The sequence below is a fragment of the Gimesia chilikensis genome (genome assembly GCF_008329715.1).
Taxonomy (GTDB): domain Bacteria; phylum Planctomycetota; class Planctomycetia; order Planctomycetales; family Planctomycetaceae; genus Gimesia; species Gimesia chilikensis.
Window position 1 is genome coordinate 765,008 of record NZ_VTSR01000032.1, and the last position, 14,881, is coordinate 779,888.

Genomic DNA, 14,881 nt, shown 5'->3' on the forward strand with positions numbered 1-14,881 from the left:
CGGGGTTTCAGCCAGATTTACCGTATTTCGGACGTCAAAACAGTCGATGAAAGCTTACTCGGCAGAGGTGTCTGATTCCGACTCTGCCTGTTCTTCCTGCTCCAGCTTGGAAATCTCGTCTCTTAACGAGGCGGCCGCTTCGTAATTTTCTTCTGCAATCGCCGCGGTCAATTCTCGCCGGAGTTTGATTAAATTGTACTGCTGCTGACTGGAAGTGGGGGCTCGCTTGGGGAATTTACCAATGTGCACGCACTCACCATGGATGTTCTCAAGTAATTGAATCAATGGTTCTCGGAAGGCGATGTAGTCATGCGGGCAGCCGAGTCGTCCTTCACTGCGAAATTCCTGAAATGTGATTCCGCAATTCGGACATTCCATCTCTTCATCTAACTGCAGTTCCTGAGAACTGAGTTCAATCAGAGTCGCATCATCCTGAGGTTCCCATTCGTCCTGCGATGTCTGCCCGCTGATATATTCCTGAAAATGTTCTTCACAGAAATGCAGTGCCTGTGCCTCACCATTCTGAATCTCAGTCAGGTGATAGACAGCCGGCTTGTTACAGACTTTACATTTTTTCATGATCGATGCTTCATTGCGTACCGAGTGAGGGTTAATCAATCCAGACCGCTTTGCAGCGTGCCTGATCTCATTCTATACGAACCAGTTGCGGGGCTCAATCGCGATTTTGAGATCGTTTTAGTCAGCATGATCGGCGGGGGACTCACCGATGGCGATGATGCTACAGGCCTGAATCACATTCAATCCCAGCTCTCGTGCCCGCTCCAGCAGATCAGGGCTTTCGCTTCCGGGATTAAACCAGACCTCTTTAGCGCTACACTGTTGGATTTCTTCCAGCAGCTGGATGCCAACGGAAGGTGGCACATAGACACTGATTCGGTCCAGACTCTCCGCAGGTACATCCTGCAAGCTGGGATAGGCGGTCAAACCTTCGATTTCATTTGCACTGGGATGGATAGGATAAACTTCGTATCCCTGGCTCAAATGTGCGCGGACCGATTTGTTTCCATATTTCTGGCGGTCTGTGCTAGCACCAAGGATTGCAACTGTCGGTTTACTCATCAGGAATCCTGTTTCTTCAACGAGGAGACAAACTGGTCGTAACGTTTCTGAACCTCGGACTGGGAAGGCGTCTTCCCTTCACTCACAATCAATCGATAGTTCATTTTAAGTGGATGACTTTCATCAATTTTCGTATCGAAAAAGGCTCCAAAGCGACCATAGGGGCGCTCGGAATATCGCGATGGTTTCGGTACATTCGGATCTTCCATGTACTCCACATTGTAATGCTTGCCATCAATATCATATGACATGGCAAACCAGCCCAGGTTCACGTGCTTGTCTGGATCGGTTCGGTCTGAGACCTGGTAGGGAGCCGGTTGCTGCGGCGATCCCTCGGGGCGAACATAGGTCGCATTATTGGACTCGGCCACTGGCTGGGCGGCACGGTACTGGAAACCGGCATGTTGACGATCGCCATCAAGAGTAATTTCGCCGCGTTTACTTTGTAAGGTAGTTTGCCAGTCGATCTGCCAGGCTGGTGCCTCAGAGCTGGAAACCTTGATCGGTGTAACTGTTACTTTTCGTGTTTCAATAATCACTGGCTTCCCGTCGCCATCCTCCCAGTGGATCTCCGCAGTCATTGTCCCCGCATCGGGGCCGCCCTGCATCGATATGAACTTGTCATGACGTAGATGGGCTCCGTTTTTACAGTGCCAGAAGTCGAGTGTTTTGCCATCAAAGCTGGTTTTATTCCAGCCGACATATAATCCACGATGATGTGTGTACTTCCCACCGGGGCCCTTGGTAATCACCGCTCCGCTCTGGGGACCGTAAACATGATGAAAGACTTTGTAAGTGTCGTGAAATGTTTCCGGGGTGGATTTATCAAACGGGTAGACATACTGCAGCACTGGTTGACCGTTATAGTACAGGTCTGCCACTTTCTGATCCGGATGATCCTTCCAGGTGAAACCTTTCTTTTCAGCAGCAGAAACGTTCAACTGAGTGAAAATGATCAGAAACAAACAGCAGGCAAGTTGAGAGGTAATATGTTTCATCTGGATTTCCAGTCTGGTCAGTAAGAATACGAAGTTCGAGATCGGTTAACTCTTACTTTCAGTGTAAAAAAAATCCCGCGTTCCGGGTAGGGAACACGGGATTTGAGAAATTAAACCGGAGTATTAACCGGCATTGTTATTGGGATTGTTCTTCGGAGGCTTTCCGTCAATCCAGGGGCCTGCCAGAGCCATGTAGCTGGGCTCTTCCAGAAGGCTCCCTTTATCCCCTGCTTTCCAGCCGGGGATGTGCTTGGGTTTCTGACGCGCTTCGGACATGGCTTCCCATTTCTTGGCCCAACTGCCGTCTCCATCCGAAATCTGGCCTGTCTCGCCATCGAAGTGGTAAACTTTACCGTTTCGGTAGCTGTTGGAACCCAGGTTGACCACAGCGATCGCAGCTGCACCCAGATCAGGTGGGTTGTTACACTTGCTCTGATCATTGGCTTCCATCGCTTCGATCCAGTTCTTGAAGTGAGCGTAGGTCGTGTCTTTGATCTGAGCAACGTCAATCCTCTGCTGCTTCAGCGAGCTGTCACGGGTGACCTGAGGTCGTTCAGGAATGAAGTCGTACCCATCAAAACCTTCCCCGTTGCCAAATACGAAGGAACCATTATGTCCGCGGATGATCTGTTTGATCCGGGTTTCCTGGTTACACATGGTGGCATTGATCAATCCCTGCACGCCTTCATTGAAGTCAGCAGCAACGGTAGCGACATCGGGTACGTCACGACCATCGTATTCCAGATACAGCCCCCCTGCACCAACGACGCGTCCCGGGAACCGGAGTCCGGTGGCTTTCAGCATGGAAGTGGTTCTGTGTACGAACAGATCGGTATACATTCCAGACCCAAATGGCCAGAAGCGACGCCACTGTGCATAGACAGCGCGGTCGAACGGCTGATACTCGGCCAGACCATCATCAACACCCAACCAGAGTTTCCAGTCGATGTTGGTGGGGTTCATTTCTTTTTTCAGAGCGTAGTAACGCCACTGTCCCATGGAAGAGTTCCGGAAATATTCTGTCTGGAACTGGAGCACCTTACCTAACTGGCCATCCTGCAGACGAGCCCGAACGTCATCCCAGACGGGGAGGCTGGTAGACTGCACCCCAACCTGCATGATTTTGCCGGTCTTTTTCCAGGCATCAACGACTGCCAGGGCTTCTTCCACTTTTTTCGTCATCGGCTTTTCGCAGTAAACGTTCAAGCCGGCATTCATGGAATCGATGGTCTGCTTGGCATGCCAGTGGTCGGGAGTTCCGATCGCGACGGCATCCAGCTTTTCCTTTTCAATCATGTCGCGGTAGTCGGTGTATTTCGCGACATCGTTGCCGAGCTCTTTCTTGATGTAGTTGGCAGTCCGGTCACGGTGTTCGGAATAGACATCGGCGACAGCAACCAGCTCGATGTTTTTACCATCTTTTTTCAACTGGACGAGTTTTTTGACGTGAGCACCAAAACCGCGTCCCCCGGGGCCGATAAATCCGATGCGAATGGCTTCGTTACTGTTTCCAGCTCCCAATGCGGGGGCCGTGGCCAGTCCGGCAATCGCACTGGCGGCGACGGCGGTCGTTCCTGAGGTTTTCAGGAAATCTCTGCGATTGATGGGGCTTTGATCCATTTCGTTATCTCCAGTTATTTAATAAAGTGAATCTGTTACTGGATGGTATCATCTTGAGTTTTGAGATACCAAAAGCATGCTTGAAAAACAGGTGAGCACCCTCCGAATGCAGGCTGGCCCAGAGATGTTGAGCCAGACCTGGCGCAGATCAGGGAGAGCGAGGAAACACCTTTCCTACGCATAATAGTAGCAATATTTGGGAGCAGATGGTACTTATCGCTCTACATTTTCTGAATTCGTGTCGATTCAAGGGGTACTTCCGACGATCTGTCCCGATCCAGGCGAATTACTAAATAAAGACAAATAAATATTGGGTTCAGCGGTGTTAATACGTGGTACAGAAGGATTCGACGCCTGTCGGGGCGGAATGATCTCGATCGGGAACTTTGATGGCGTCCACCGGGGCCATCAGAAGATGATTCAGACTCTGGTCGATCATGCCCGCCAGAGAGAACTGCCGGCGATGGTCTTCACATTTGATCCCCATCCCATTCATCTGCTCCGCCCCGAACACGCTCCGCCCGAACTGATGGGTATTGAGGACCGCGCCACGATTCTGGAGCAGCTGGGTGTGGATTGTGTCATCGCCTATCCCACCAGTCGAGAGCTGCTGAATTTGAGTCCACAGGAGTTTTTTCAGCAGATTCTGTGTGACAAGCTGAGTGCTCGAGGACTAGTAGAAGGTCCCAACTTTTATTTTGGTAAAGATCGTGCAGGTGATGTAACACTGCTGGAGTCTCTCTGTGAAGAGGCGGGTATGTTTTTCAAGGTCGTTGACCCCAGCATGTGCGCTGAGCGAATGATTTCTTCTTCGGAAATCCGCAAAGCGATCCAGACGGGACAAGTCGACCTCGCAGCAGAGATGCTGGGGCGGCTCTATCAGATCAAGGGTACGGTGGGGCATGGGGACGCTCGGGGACGGGGGCTTGGATTTCCTACCGCGAACCTTTCGGGAGTGCCGACATTACTTCCGGGGGAAGGTGTTTACAGTGGATTTGCCATCACAGAGGGAAAACGTTTCCCCGCTGCAATCAATCTGGGAGGCAATCCAACTTTCCAAAACCAGGACGCGAAAGTCGAAGTCCATTTGATTGGTTTTACAGGAGAGATTTACGATCAGGAGTTGCGAGTAGAATTTCTACACAAACTGAGAGACGTCCAAACCTTTGCCGATGTCGAGGCGCTCCAAACACAATTGACGATTGATGTTGAATCAGCAAAAAAGCAGGCCACTGAATGGAAGGGCCTGGAATAATCTTCTATGATGTTCAGATGCTGAGCTGGTGTCAGTTCAGGTAATCAGCAGGAACACACAACTAGATCAGGAATCATGAATGAGCAAGATTGACTGGAGCCCCCTCTGTGAACTGATCGGTGCGCATCAGAAGGTGCTCCTCTCGTGTCATGTTCGTCCTGATGCGGATGCACTCGGTTCAGAACTGGCCCTTGCCGGTTTCCTCAGGCAACTGGGAAAAGAGGTTCGTATCATCAATCCTTCGGTTCAACCGAAGGGGATGGATTTTCTGGTGGGTGAACATGAAGTTCGCCATGTCGGCGATGGGGTCGCTACCGAAGATTTCGAATGGGCAGAGATCCATATTATCCTGGATACAAGTGCCTGGTCACAACTGCCGGGACTGGCGAACTTTTATCGTAAAACAAAGTCGCGGAAAGTCATCATTGACCATCATGTCAGCTCGGATTCTCTGGGGGCAGACGAGTTTAAAGATGTGACCTCTCCCGCGACCGGCTGTCTTATTTTTGATCTGGGACAGGCTTTGAACTGTAAATTGACCCCGGAAATCGCCACGTTTCTCTATGCTGCAATCGCCACAGACACAGGCTGGTTCAGATTCCCTTCCACTACTGCCTACACAATGCAGATTATCAGCGAACTGATCCGGGCTGGTGCAGAACCGCATCGAATCTATGAAAATCTGTACGAGCAGAACAACCTGCCTCAATTAAAACTGATGGGCCGTGTGCTGGGGAAAGTTCAGTCTGATTTTGACGGGCTGCTGGCCTACACCGTAGTGACCTGCGAAGATTTCAGTGCCACAGGGACGACTCCCGTGGACACTGAAGGGCTGGTTAACTACTGTCTGACCCTGGCTGGGACGCAGGCAGCATTCATTGCAGTGGAGCAACGAAGTCGACAGGTAAAAGTCAGTTTTCGCTGTCGTACTGACTGGGATGTCTCAAAGATTGCCGAATCCTTCGGCGGTGGTGGGCATCGTCAGGCCTCTGGTGCGATGCTGAATGGCCCCCTCTCTTCCGCGGTTACCAAAGTGCTCGGTAAATTTCGCGAGATGTTTGAAACAAGCGAAAATTCGCGAGTCTGATTTTCTGACAGAATCGGGGATCTGAAACCCGATTTGATTGCTCTTGCTTCCAGCCTGCTATAGCATTGATAATCATATTTTTAACTGTCTATGCTTACTGACATGAAGTTAACAAGGATTATCGATGCGCTTATTCGATCTACGCCCCCATTGTTTCGTCTTCCTGGTCTCTGCCCTGCTCCTGGGCTCTCTGTCTCTGCTCAAAGCTGATGACTTCAAAATAGAAAATACTCAGGATCCCAAGGATCAGGCAACTTCTGCCGAACAGACAGTCAAAAATATGACTGTCCCCGAGGGTTTTAAAGTAGATCTGTTTGCCAGTGAACCTGATGTGCATCAACCAATCGGCTTTGCCATCGATGACCGGGGTCGTCTCTGGGTGGCGGAGTGTTTCACCTATGAAGCCCATGGAGTCTATCAGGATCAGTATCAGGATCGAATTGTCATTCTGGAAGATTCCGACGGTGATGGCCAGATGGATCAGCGGAAGGTGTTCTGGCAGGGACAGGGGCCGTTAACCAGCGTATCAGTCGGATCTAACGGCGTCTGGGCTTTGTGCCGTGGTGAATTGCTTTACATTGAGGATAAAAATCACGATGACGTGCCCGATGGTGAACCGCAGGTGTTACTCGAAGGCTGGAACTATAAAACTGTCCGTCACAATATTGTCAGCGGACTGACCTGGGGACCGGACGGCTGGCTCTACGGTCGGCATGGTATTACTGATTCATCGTTGGTTGGGACTCCCGAAACGGAACCTTCCCGGCGAACACTGATCCACTGTGGGATCTGGCGATATCATCCTCATCGCAAGATCGTGGAAGAAGTCAGCTCCGGTACCACCAATCCCTGGGGGTTTGACTATGATGAATACGGCCAGATGTTTTTTACCAACAACGTCAATGGCCATCTCTGGCATATGATTCCCGGGTCGCACTACATTCGCATGTCCGGTCACGGCAGCGATCCCAACCCTTACGCGTATGAGCTGATGACGAAGTGCGCCGACCACGATCACTGGGACAGTTCCTCTGGAAAGTGGACCGATTCGCGTGATACATCGGGGGTTCACGGTGAACTGGGGGGCGGACACAGTCATTGTGGCGGCATGATCTATCTGGGTGATAACTGGCCGTCCAAATATCGGAACTCAATCTTTCTGTGTAACACACACGGGCATCGTGTCAATAATGACGCGCTGGTTCGTGAAGGTTCAGGGTACAAGGGAACGCATCGTCCCGATTTCCTGTTAACTGGTTCAGACTGGTTTCGTGGCATCGAATTGAAGTACGGTCCGGATGGTGCGGTCTACCTCTCGGACTGGGCTGATCTGGGAGAATGTCATGACCATGATGGCGTGCATCGTACCAGCGGGCGTATTTATAAGGTCAGTTACGGGAAACCGACTTTCCCCGGAAAAATCGATCTAAACAAACTGTCCGACAGCGAGTTGGTTAAGCTGCAACTGCATCCCAACGACTGGTATGTACGTCATGCGCGTCGCATTCTGATGGAGCGTGCTGGGGAATCAGAAAACTGGAACCAGGCCAAGGCGGAACTATTAAAAATCTTTGAGACGAACAGAGATGTCTCCCGTCGTTTGCGTGCCATGTGGACTCTCTTTTGTATGAATCAGGTGAATAATGCCTGGCTTACCAAACAGTTGCAGGATCCGAACGAACATGTGCGGATCTGGGCCATTCGATATCTGGTCGATGACGATCTGGTACCTGCTTCAGCTGTGAAGGAATTTGCCCGTATGGCGAAGGATGAAAAATCAGGCCTGGTGCGGCTCTATCTGGCTTCTGCACTACAGTCGCTGCCTGAGTCTGATCGCTGGGAAATTGCATCAGCCCTGGATGCCCATCACCAGGATACAGAGGATCGTAACTTTACGCTGATGCTCTGGTACGGAATTGAACCGGCTGTGATGGCAGACAGTGATGCAGCAATTCATTATCTGAAACACGCAACTCGTCCGTTGGTCCGTCAACTTGTAGCCCGGCGGCTGACCGAAGACATCGATCAGCATCCTGAATATGTTAAGAGTCTGGTTCAGCAGGTGATTGACACGAAAGACATCGAAGTCAAACAGGATCTGTTAACCGGAATGCAGGCGGCTCTGGAAGGTCGTCTTAAGGCAGAAACGCCTGGCAACTGGAATACACTGAAACAACAGGCCGAGAAAACAGATTCAAAAGAACTGCGAGAGCTGGTTACAGGATTGTCGGTTGTCTTTGGTGATGGCCAGACGATGGAAGTACTCAAGAAAATTGCGATGGATCAAGATCAGCCGATGAAGAGCCGCTATCAGGCTTTAGAATCCCTGTTAAATAACTCTCAGGATAAAGACCTCCTGCCTGTGATTCAGCAGGCTGCCTACACGACCGAATTGCAGGTCCTGGCATTTCGGGGGCTCTCACGTTTCTATGATCCCAAAACTGTGGAACGCATGCTGGGGCGTTACCGCAACATTAAACATCAGGGGCGTCTGGCTCTGATGGATACGCTTTGCAGTCGGAAGGAATACGTACTACTCCTCCTAGCTGCCATCGACAAGAAACAGGTTCCCCAGGAAGATGTCTCTGCATTTCATGTGCGTCAATTACGCAACTTTAAAGACAAAGCGGTAGTGGTAAAACTGAATCAGGTCTGGGGACTGACTCGGGAAACTCCTGAGAAAAAGCGGGCCCAGATCGAAGGTTATAAAACTCTTCTCACTGCAAATCGTTTGCAGCACGCGGATCGTATTAAGGGGCGGGCACTTTATGAGAAGACTTGTGCAAAATGTCATCGTCTCTTCGGGAGCGGAGGTAACATTGGACCTGATCTCACGGGCTCTAACCGGACCAATATGGATTATCTGCTCGAAAATATGGTCGACCCCTCTGCCCTGATTCCCAAGGGATACGAGATGGTGGTGGTCGCTCTGGAAGATGGTCGGGTATTGAATGGGAATGTTGTTCGTAAGACTGACCAACAGCTCACACTGCAAACACAGACGGAGCTGATGGTACTGGACCGACGCCAGATCGAAGAGATGAGTCAGTCCAATCTCTCACTGATGCCGGAGGGACAATTGGATAAGCTGAGCGAACAGGAGATTGCTGATCTGATTGCCTATCTCTCGGGCCATTCTCAAGTGAAATTACCTGAGTCACTCGAGTCAAAATAACGGATCAGCGGCGGCCGTCCCGCTGTGCAGGCACCTGGTTCATCAAACTGGAATCCTTTCTCGTCTGAGAAGAGGTACTGTGATGCTTTCTGTCACTGTCTGCCGGCGTCGGACGTTTCGTCTGGTCTGTTCCGTTTTGGTAATGAGCCTGGTGTCAGCGCGGACCATTCCGGTCGGTGCCACCGATCTGGCAAAACAGTATCCAGCGACGATCGATTTCTCAATATAGAATCAAAGCTATGACTGGCAGACAGGTCCGCAGGACGTCTGGCGGCTCGAGTCATTCGAGTACCAGCTGGGGGATCAGTTTCAGATCAAGCTCGGACCATCCCAGGTCGTCCTGGGGAAAAATGGCTCGAATGTCCTCTGGGCGGCCGTCTATCCGGATCAACCAGGGGACATCCTCAAAGCGAGTGGCGGCCAGGGAGACCACATCACCAGCATCTGGATTCGCTTTCATCCCGCGCGCGTAGGAGAGCTGTTCCCCGCCGATACGGTCGGGAAACAGGGAGACGCAGATCTCATCAAACAGGCTCGCCGACTCGTAAATCACAAACTCCGTTCCAGCTGGCATGCAGGAGCCAGACCGATGGTGCCCTCCCGGGAATCGGTGGTGATCGACTGTGAAACCTCAGAAAGTGAACGGCGATTTTATGTCATCGATACGCATAAACAGACCGCCCGGTACGTGGATGCCTTTCGTCAGCAGACGCTGTCTGTGCCCCTGCCACTGGAACAGGGACAGGCGGTGCGGATCTTCGATCAGGTCTGGAATGCCTTTGATCGTGAGTATGCCCTGTTTGCAGTCAAAGAGCAGATCGACTGGCAACAGTTGAAACAGGAGTACCGGCCCCGGGTAGCGAATGCGAAAACCAATCAGGACCTGGCAGAAACGCTGAATGCAATGCTGACGGAATTAAAAGACCTGCACGTGTACGTCAGGGTGTCTGGAAGTTTTCTGAATGGTTATCAGAGGAAACGACTGTTTAACGCCAGTCCCGCGGCTGCGGTTAACCTGATTGGACCGCTGAATCAGATCAAAGGTTTGCGCTGGGGACGGACTCAAGACCAGATCGGGTACATTGCCGTTGATACGTTGTCTATTTCAAGTCTGCCGGATCGATTTGAAGCGGCTTTGAAGCAGATGCAGGAGACTCGTGGCCTGGTTCTGGATCTGCGCGCTAACGGAGGTGGTGCAGAACCGTTGGCGAGGAAAATGGCCGGGTATTTTGCCGAAGAGTCGACACAGTATGCCATGCATCAGTATCGCAGTGGGCCCAAGCACACCGATTTGGGAACCCTGCAGAAGCGGATCTTCGTACCCGATCAGAACTGGTATTACCGGGGGCCTGTAATCGTGTTGCAGGGAGAGCGAACAATGAGTTCTGCCGAGGCCTTTGTGTTGATGCTGGCGGCCTGTCCGCATGTCACCACGATGGGAGATCGGACAGCAGGCTCCAGCGGCAACCCTCGCCAGCTGGACGCAGGAGCGGAAATCATCGTCAACCTGCCCCGCTGGATTCCCCGGGATGTGAGCGGGAAATCCTTCGATACTGTTGGCATTCAACCAGACATACCCGTGGAGGTTGCCCCCGAGGAGTATACCAGAACCGCCGATCCTGTCCTCACAGCGACCCTGAAACACTTACGAAAACAGACATCCGATTTTGAGAGAACAGATGCGGTTCTCGTTCCCCGCTCAGGAAACAACGGGCAACAATAATCGGGAGAGCGTCTCTATTATTTTTCCTCTGTCGGACGCTGCCATTCGCCACGCATCCACTTGACGAGCAGTTTAATATCATGCTCTGAGATTTTGGACTCTTCAAAGGAAGGCATGATGTTTTTCTCGCCGTAGAAATGCTCGGCTCCGGGTTTACGGATGAAATCGATCAGCCACTTTTCAGAGCCGTAGCCGTTGAAGTCTGGAGCGGCTCCCCCACCCTCTTCGTTGGGATCGCCAGCCTTCATAGCGTGACACTGAGCACAGTAGCCATAGAACTCGACGACTTTGCCTGACTTATCTTTAAAGTCCACACCGCTAAAGACGGAAATACCCCGCTGAATGACTTCTTGCGAAGGTTTTACGTAGTCACGTCGTTTCGCTTCCCGCGCGACGAGAGCTGCGACCGCTTCGACATCTTCTTTCGTAAGGATTCCTTCCGGTCCGACATAACTGTCTGCCCAGTCGCTCATGTCGCCATTCAGAATCGCATCCCCTCCCTTGACGGTAGCCAGGTGTCCGAAGAATTTGGGGGAGCGTGGATCCAGCAGAAATTCGGTTAACCATTTTGTGGTTGCGAAACCCGCCAGATCAGAGGCACGAGGCGTGGCGATGACTTTTTTGCCATCTTTCATTTCCATGATGTTATGCCCGGTTCCATCATGTCCGTTCCAGGTATGGCATATACCACAATGCCGGGCAAAGATTATCGGCCCCATCGATTTGGGGTCATTTCGCAGGAGAGACGCAGGCCCTTCCGGTGGAACCCCATTTTTGCTGGCCAGCCAGGAAGCACGTGCTGCATAAGCCAGTTCCTGTGAACGATTCAATTCATAATCCGGTGCACTGCGTTCCGCTTGAATTCCGTACCAACTGATACCGGAGATGATCAGGAGTCCGCCGACATAGACCACGATCGCCAGACGCTGCCCCCATTGCTCACCAAAGACTTTTTCATAGAAGGGAACCAGTACCAGAATCGCCAGGATCACACCCGGAAGTACTGCGGTGACAAGCACCTCAAGTTCCTTAGGAACCATGTGTCGTAACTCGAACAGAAAACGAACAAACCATTCAGGACGTGCCACATAAGGGATTGCACTGTCTGCTGGAGCCTCGAGCTTAATTTCACTGGCGGGTAGATCTGCTTGCCAGTCCCCAATGCCAACGTCCAGATGCTTGTTTTTCAATGCGGGATAGGCAACGATCTGCAGAATCACGATTCCGACCAGGATCAGAGTCAGAACCAGGGTACGAGTCGTCTGGTAAGGCCAGTAAGGTTGCGTAATCTCGTCTTTGACTGGATCATCTTCATCCAGTTCAAAATCCACATTCGGATCATCGTTTGCTTCTTTGACTTTAGCGGTTCGCAGGCGTTCGCGACGGATCAACGCCATGTGAAATACGAACAGCATGATGGCAATGACAGGTAGTGCCATCACGTGAATGGTGTAGAGCCGTGTCAGGGTCAGATTGCCGAATTCACTTCCGCCTACTACCAGCGAACGCAATGTGGAACCGATGACCGGCATCGTGCCGGCGATACCGGTTTCAATCTGATAAGACCAATACCCTTTCTGGTCCCAGGGAAGCGCGTTCCCGGTAATCGTCAGTCCGATAATCACCCCACCAATCAGCAAGCTGGTCCAGTAGATGAACTCTTTCGGTTTACGATAGCCGGCTGAGATAATCACCAGGAAAATATGGATGATGATCGCAACAATCATCATATGAGCCGTGTAGTGATGTAATCCGCGGACAAACCAGCCCAGGTCTACCTGGGTTTCCATATAATGCACACTTCCCCAGGCCGAGGCTTCAGAGGGGCTGTAGACGGTCATCATGAGTGCGCCGGTGATGATTTCCACCAGCATCATCAATACCAGAGCTCCTCCCCAGATAAACTGCCAGCGAGAGCGTCGTTTGGTCGGAAAGTTTAATAGGAAGATCGCATGAAAGAAATTCTTGTAGCCGGTTCGTTCATCGATCCACTGTTTTGTTTTTTCTGACAGCACGGAAATCTCTCCCCAGGGGACACAGATTAATTCATCCAGGTGAAATGGTCGCAGTGTGAAAATTTAAAGATATTGAATCAGCCAATGGAAACTTTTTCCGAAATTCCTGCCTCAAATTTCTGGTACTCGACCTCAACCCACTGCTCGCCTCGAATTTTTTTTATCGAGGTCTTCAATTCGTCCATACCGCGGGGAGCAGGTCCACTGACTACAGCACCATCAGTCTGGAATGTAGCAGCATGGCAGGGACAAAAGAATTCTTCGTCGCCGGGCACATAGTCGACCACGCAACCCAAGTGGGGGCAGGTTGAAGAGAATGCAGTTACTTTTCCATCTTGACTCTTGGTGATCCAGACAGATCCGATCGGGCCGGAAGGGTATTTCGTCCAGGCATCAACTCGCTGATCCACAATAGTGAACCGCTGAGGCACCCCGGGTTCCAGATCGTCCAGACGGGACAGCTGGTAAGTCTGTTCAGTTTTTCGGCCCCGTTTCAGTGTTGAAAACAGGAAACCCAGTGCGGGAACCGCCAGAATGGTGGCGTAGACAGATCCCAGAATACCGCTGCAATATTTGAGGAATTTACGACGTCGCATTGGTGTGAACCTTCAAATCTGGATCGTCGATTCAGATCAGCCGTCCGAGGAATCGGAGTGCTCCCGGAATCAGACAACGAGTGACTTACAGGGTCATGGTAAGTTTCTTTACTCTCGGACAGTAGTCTTCAGCAGGATATAGTTGGCAGGATGCAACCCGTATTTTGAGTCGCATGTTTGGTGGGTATTTCCAATCGCTCAAGCCCGACATCAGTTCGTGACTTCTGATTGTTATCCTGATTCTTAGAGGTATCCTAACAAATCAGGTCATAGAATACGAACGATAAATTAAGTCTATTTGTTTCAGGTCTTTAAGGCAATCAATTATTGTATTTTGGATTATACTATCCAGAATTGCCGGATTTCAATACAGGAATTCTGGTTATAAACACAAAAAAACGGCTCCCCTGAATCCAGGGGAGCCGTTTTCGTTTTTCAGATCGGTCAAGCTGACCGGTTGATTGAAGACTAGTCAATCAGACCGAACAGGTTTGACAGGCTGTTACCGCTCAGGCGGCGAGTCTGCTTCTGCTGATCCTGCAGACGGCTTGGGAAGTAAGCCTTAGGATCAGAAGTTGGAGCAGGAGCAGCAGGAGCTGCAGAAGGAGCACATCCGGCAGGAGCACATCCATTGTCGCAGCAAGGCTGTTCGCAGCAACCTTCAACAACTTCGTATCCGCAAAGTTCCAGAGCCTGGATAGCTTCGCGAACAACTTTCTTGTCGCAGTCACCCAGAGCACAGGTCAGAGCAGCTGTCAGCTCAGGAGAGCAGCAGCAGCAGTTTTTGCGGAGCTGGTCACCGATTTCATCAGCAGCTTTAGCACGAACGCGTTCGTCAGCGTCGTTCAGAGCGTAGATGAAGGCACACATGATTTCCGGGTTGCAGTCACAGCGGAACTTGTCGCCCAGTTTGTGGATAGCTTTGCGACGGTGTTTAGCGTAGCAAGCAGTCTGAGACTGGTAGATCAGTTCAGCGATTTCGCAAGGATCAGCGTTGCAGCAAGGCTGTTCGTTGCAGCAGGAATCTGCAGCCGGAGCAGCACAGGTCTTAGGAGCGGGGCAGCAGCTTTTGGGAGCTGGAGCACAGCAAGCCTTAGGAGCCGGTGCGGCACATGCTTTGGGAGCAGGAGCACAGCAGGCTTGTGGAGCCGGTGCGGCACATGCTTTGGGAGCAGGAGCACAGCAGGCTTTTGGAGCCGGAGCGGCACATGCTTGAGGAGCCGGAGCACAGCAAGCTTTAGGGGCTGGTGCGGCACATGCTTTAGGAGCAGGAGCACAGCAAGCCTTTGGAGCTGGTGCACAGCAGTTATCCTGAGTGCAGGAATCGGTGCT

13 protein-coding genes are annotated in these 14,881 nt (G+C 51.4%); 5 read left to right on the forward strand and 8 right to left on the reverse strand.

Annotation, left to right across the window (positions count from 1 at the left end):
* Positions 1 to 54: 54 nt before the first annotated feature.
* From FYZ48_RS27810 to FYZ48_RS27825, 4 genes are all read right to left on the reverse strand, one after another.
* Positions 55 to 579 (reverse strand): UvrB/UvrC motif-containing protein, encoded by a 525-nt coding sequence (locus tag FYZ48_RS27810; protein WP_145040052.1) that lies wholly within the window; start codon positions 577 to 579, stop codon positions 55 to 57.
* Between the two features lie 117 nt (positions 580 to 696).
* Complete coding sequence (locus FYZ48_RS27815; RefSeq protein WP_149345732.1) at positions 697 to 1,080, reverse strand: CoA-binding protein; 384 nt, start codon at positions 1,078 to 1,080, stop codon at positions 697 to 699.
* Positions 1,080 to 2,078: a DUF6807 family protein gene (locus tag FYZ48_RS27820; protein ID WP_242022795.1), complete on the reverse strand. Its 999-nt coding sequence runs from the start codon at positions 2,076 to 2,078 to the stop codon at positions 1,080 to 1,082. The genes FYZ48_RS27815 and FYZ48_RS27820 overlap by 1 nt, the downstream gene beginning before the upstream one ends.
* A 123-nt stretch (positions 2,079 to 2,201) precedes the next feature.
* On the reverse strand, positions 2,202 to 3,698 hold the full coding sequence (locus FYZ48_RS27825) for a Gfo/Idh/MocA family oxidoreductase (RefSeq protein WP_145040058.1): 1,497 nt from the start codon (positions 3,696 to 3,698) through the stop codon (positions 2,202 to 2,204).
* Between the two features lie 367 nt (positions 3,699 to 4,065).
* On the opposite strand from FYZ48_RS27825, the gene FYZ48_RS27830 reads away from it, so the two are divergent.
* The 3 genes from FYZ48_RS27830 to FYZ48_RS27840 all read left to right on the forward strand — a co-directional run bounded on the left by FYZ48_RS27830 (position 4,066) and on the right by FYZ48_RS27840 (position 9,215).
* Positions 4,066 to 4,953 carry a bifunctional riboflavin kinase/FAD synthetase gene (locus FYZ48_RS27830; protein ID WP_149345966.1) on the forward strand — a complete coding sequence of 296 codons (888 nt, stop codon included), beginning with the start codon at positions 4,066 to 4,068 and terminating at the stop codon, positions 4,951 to 4,953.
* A 79-nt stretch (positions 4,954 to 5,032) separates the two neighbouring features.
* A complete protein-coding gene (locus FYZ48_RS27835) occupies positions 5,033 to 6,040 on the forward strand; it encodes a DHH family phosphoesterase (protein ID WP_149345733.1) in 1,008 nt (335 codons plus the stop codon).
* A 124-nt stretch (positions 6,041 to 6,164) separates the two neighbouring features.
* The gene (locus FYZ48_RS27840; protein ID WP_149345734.1) at positions 6,165 to 9,215 is read left to right on the forward strand and encodes a PVC-type heme-binding CxxCH protein; all 3,051 of its coding nucleotides are present in this window, start codon (positions 6,165 to 6,167) and stop codon (positions 9,213 to 9,215) included.
* 280 nt (positions 9,216 to 9,495) lie between these two features.
* On the opposite strand, the gene FYZ48_RS27845 is transcribed toward FYZ48_RS27840, so the two are convergent.
* The gene (locus FYZ48_RS27845; protein ID WP_149345735.1) at positions 9,496 to 9,789 is read right to left on the reverse strand and encodes a hypothetical protein; all 294 of its coding nucleotides are present in this window, start codon (positions 9,787 to 9,789) and stop codon (positions 9,496 to 9,498) included.
* A gap of 15 nt (positions 9,790 to 9,804) precedes the next feature.
* Between FYZ48_RS27845 and FYZ48_RS27850 the strand changes: the two genes are divergently transcribed.
* Positions 9,805 to 10,938, forward strand: a complete 1,134-nt coding sequence (locus FYZ48_RS27850) for a S41 family peptidase (RefSeq protein ID WP_149345736.1) — start codon at positions 9,805 to 9,807, stop codon at positions 10,936 to 10,938.
* Positions 10,939 to 10,955: 17 nt separating this feature from the next.
* Here the strand turns inward: FYZ48_RS27850 and FYZ48_RS27855 are convergent, their stop codons facing one another.
* The 3 genes from FYZ48_RS27855 to FYZ48_RS27865 all read right to left on the reverse strand — a co-directional run bounded on the left by FYZ48_RS27855 (position 10,956) and on the right by FYZ48_RS27865 (position 14,527).
* The gene (locus FYZ48_RS27855) at positions 10,956 to 12,953 is read right to left on the reverse strand and encodes a cytochrome b N-terminal domain-containing protein (RefSeq protein WP_145440428.1); all 1,998 of its coding nucleotides are present in this window, start codon (positions 12,951 to 12,953) and stop codon (positions 10,956 to 10,958) included.
* Positions 12,954 to 13,030: 77 nt separating this feature from the next.
* Entirely contained in the window at positions 13,031 to 13,549 is a 519-nt protein-coding gene (locus FYZ48_RS27860) for a QcrA and Rieske domain-containing protein (protein ID WP_145040068.1), read from the reverse strand.
* Between the two features lie 468 nt (positions 13,550 to 14,017).
* Positions 14,018 to 14,527, reverse strand: coding sequence for a HEAT repeat domain-containing protein (locus FYZ48_RS27865; protein WP_232105146.1), 510 nt, complete (start codon positions 14,525 to 14,527; stop codon positions 14,018 to 14,020).
* A 16-nt stretch (positions 14,528 to 14,543) separates the two neighbouring features.
* Here FYZ48_RS27865 and FYZ48_RS29410 point away from each other — a divergent pair, with 16 nt between their 5' ends.
* Positions 14,544 to 14,765: a hypothetical protein gene (locus tag FYZ48_RS29410; protein WP_187782284.1), complete on the forward strand. Its 222-nt coding sequence runs from the start codon at positions 14,544 to 14,546 to the stop codon at positions 14,763 to 14,765.
* Positions 14,766 to 14,881 lie beyond the last annotated feature (116 nt).

Bases quoted from the DNA above. Each gene is read 5' to 3' on its own strand.
- FYZ48_RS27810 (WP_145040052.1), bottom strand. From the start codon at position 579: ATGAAAAAATGTAAAGTCTGTAACAAGCCGGCTGTCTATCACCTGACT.
- FYZ48_RS27815 (WP_149345732.1), bottom strand. From the start codon at position 1,080: ATGAGTAAACCGACAGTTGCAATCCTTGGTGCTAGCACAGACCGCCAG.
- FYZ48_RS27820 (WP_242022795.1), bottom strand. From the start codon at position 2,078: ATGAAACATATTACCTCTCAACTTGCCTGCTGTTTGTTTCTGATCATT.
- FYZ48_RS27825 (WP_145040058.1), bottom strand. From the start codon at position 3,698: ATGGATCAAAGCCCCATCAATCGCAGAGATTTCCTGAAAACCTCAGGA.
- FYZ48_RS27830 (WP_149345966.1), top strand. From the start codon at position 4,066: ATGATCTCGATCGGGAACTTTGATGGCGTCCACCGGGGCCATCAGAAG.
- FYZ48_RS27835 (WP_149345733.1), top strand. From the start codon at position 5,033: ATGAGCAAGATTGACTGGAGCCCCCTCTGTGAACTGATCGGTGCGCAT.
- FYZ48_RS27840 (WP_149345734.1), top strand. From the start codon at position 6,165: ATGCGCTTATTCGATCTACGCCCCCATTGTTTCGTCTTCCTGGTCTCT.
- FYZ48_RS27845 (WP_149345735.1), bottom strand. From the start codon at position 9,789: ATGCCAGCTGGAACGGAGTTTGTGATTTACGAGTCGGCGAGCCTGTTT.
- FYZ48_RS27850 (WP_149345736.1), top strand. From the start codon at position 9,805: ATGGTGCCCTCCCGGGAATCGGTGGTGATCGACTGTGAAACCTCAGAA.
- FYZ48_RS27860 (WP_145040068.1), bottom strand. From the start codon at position 13,549: ATGCGACGTCGTAAATTCCTCAAATATTGCAGCGGTATTCTGGGATCT.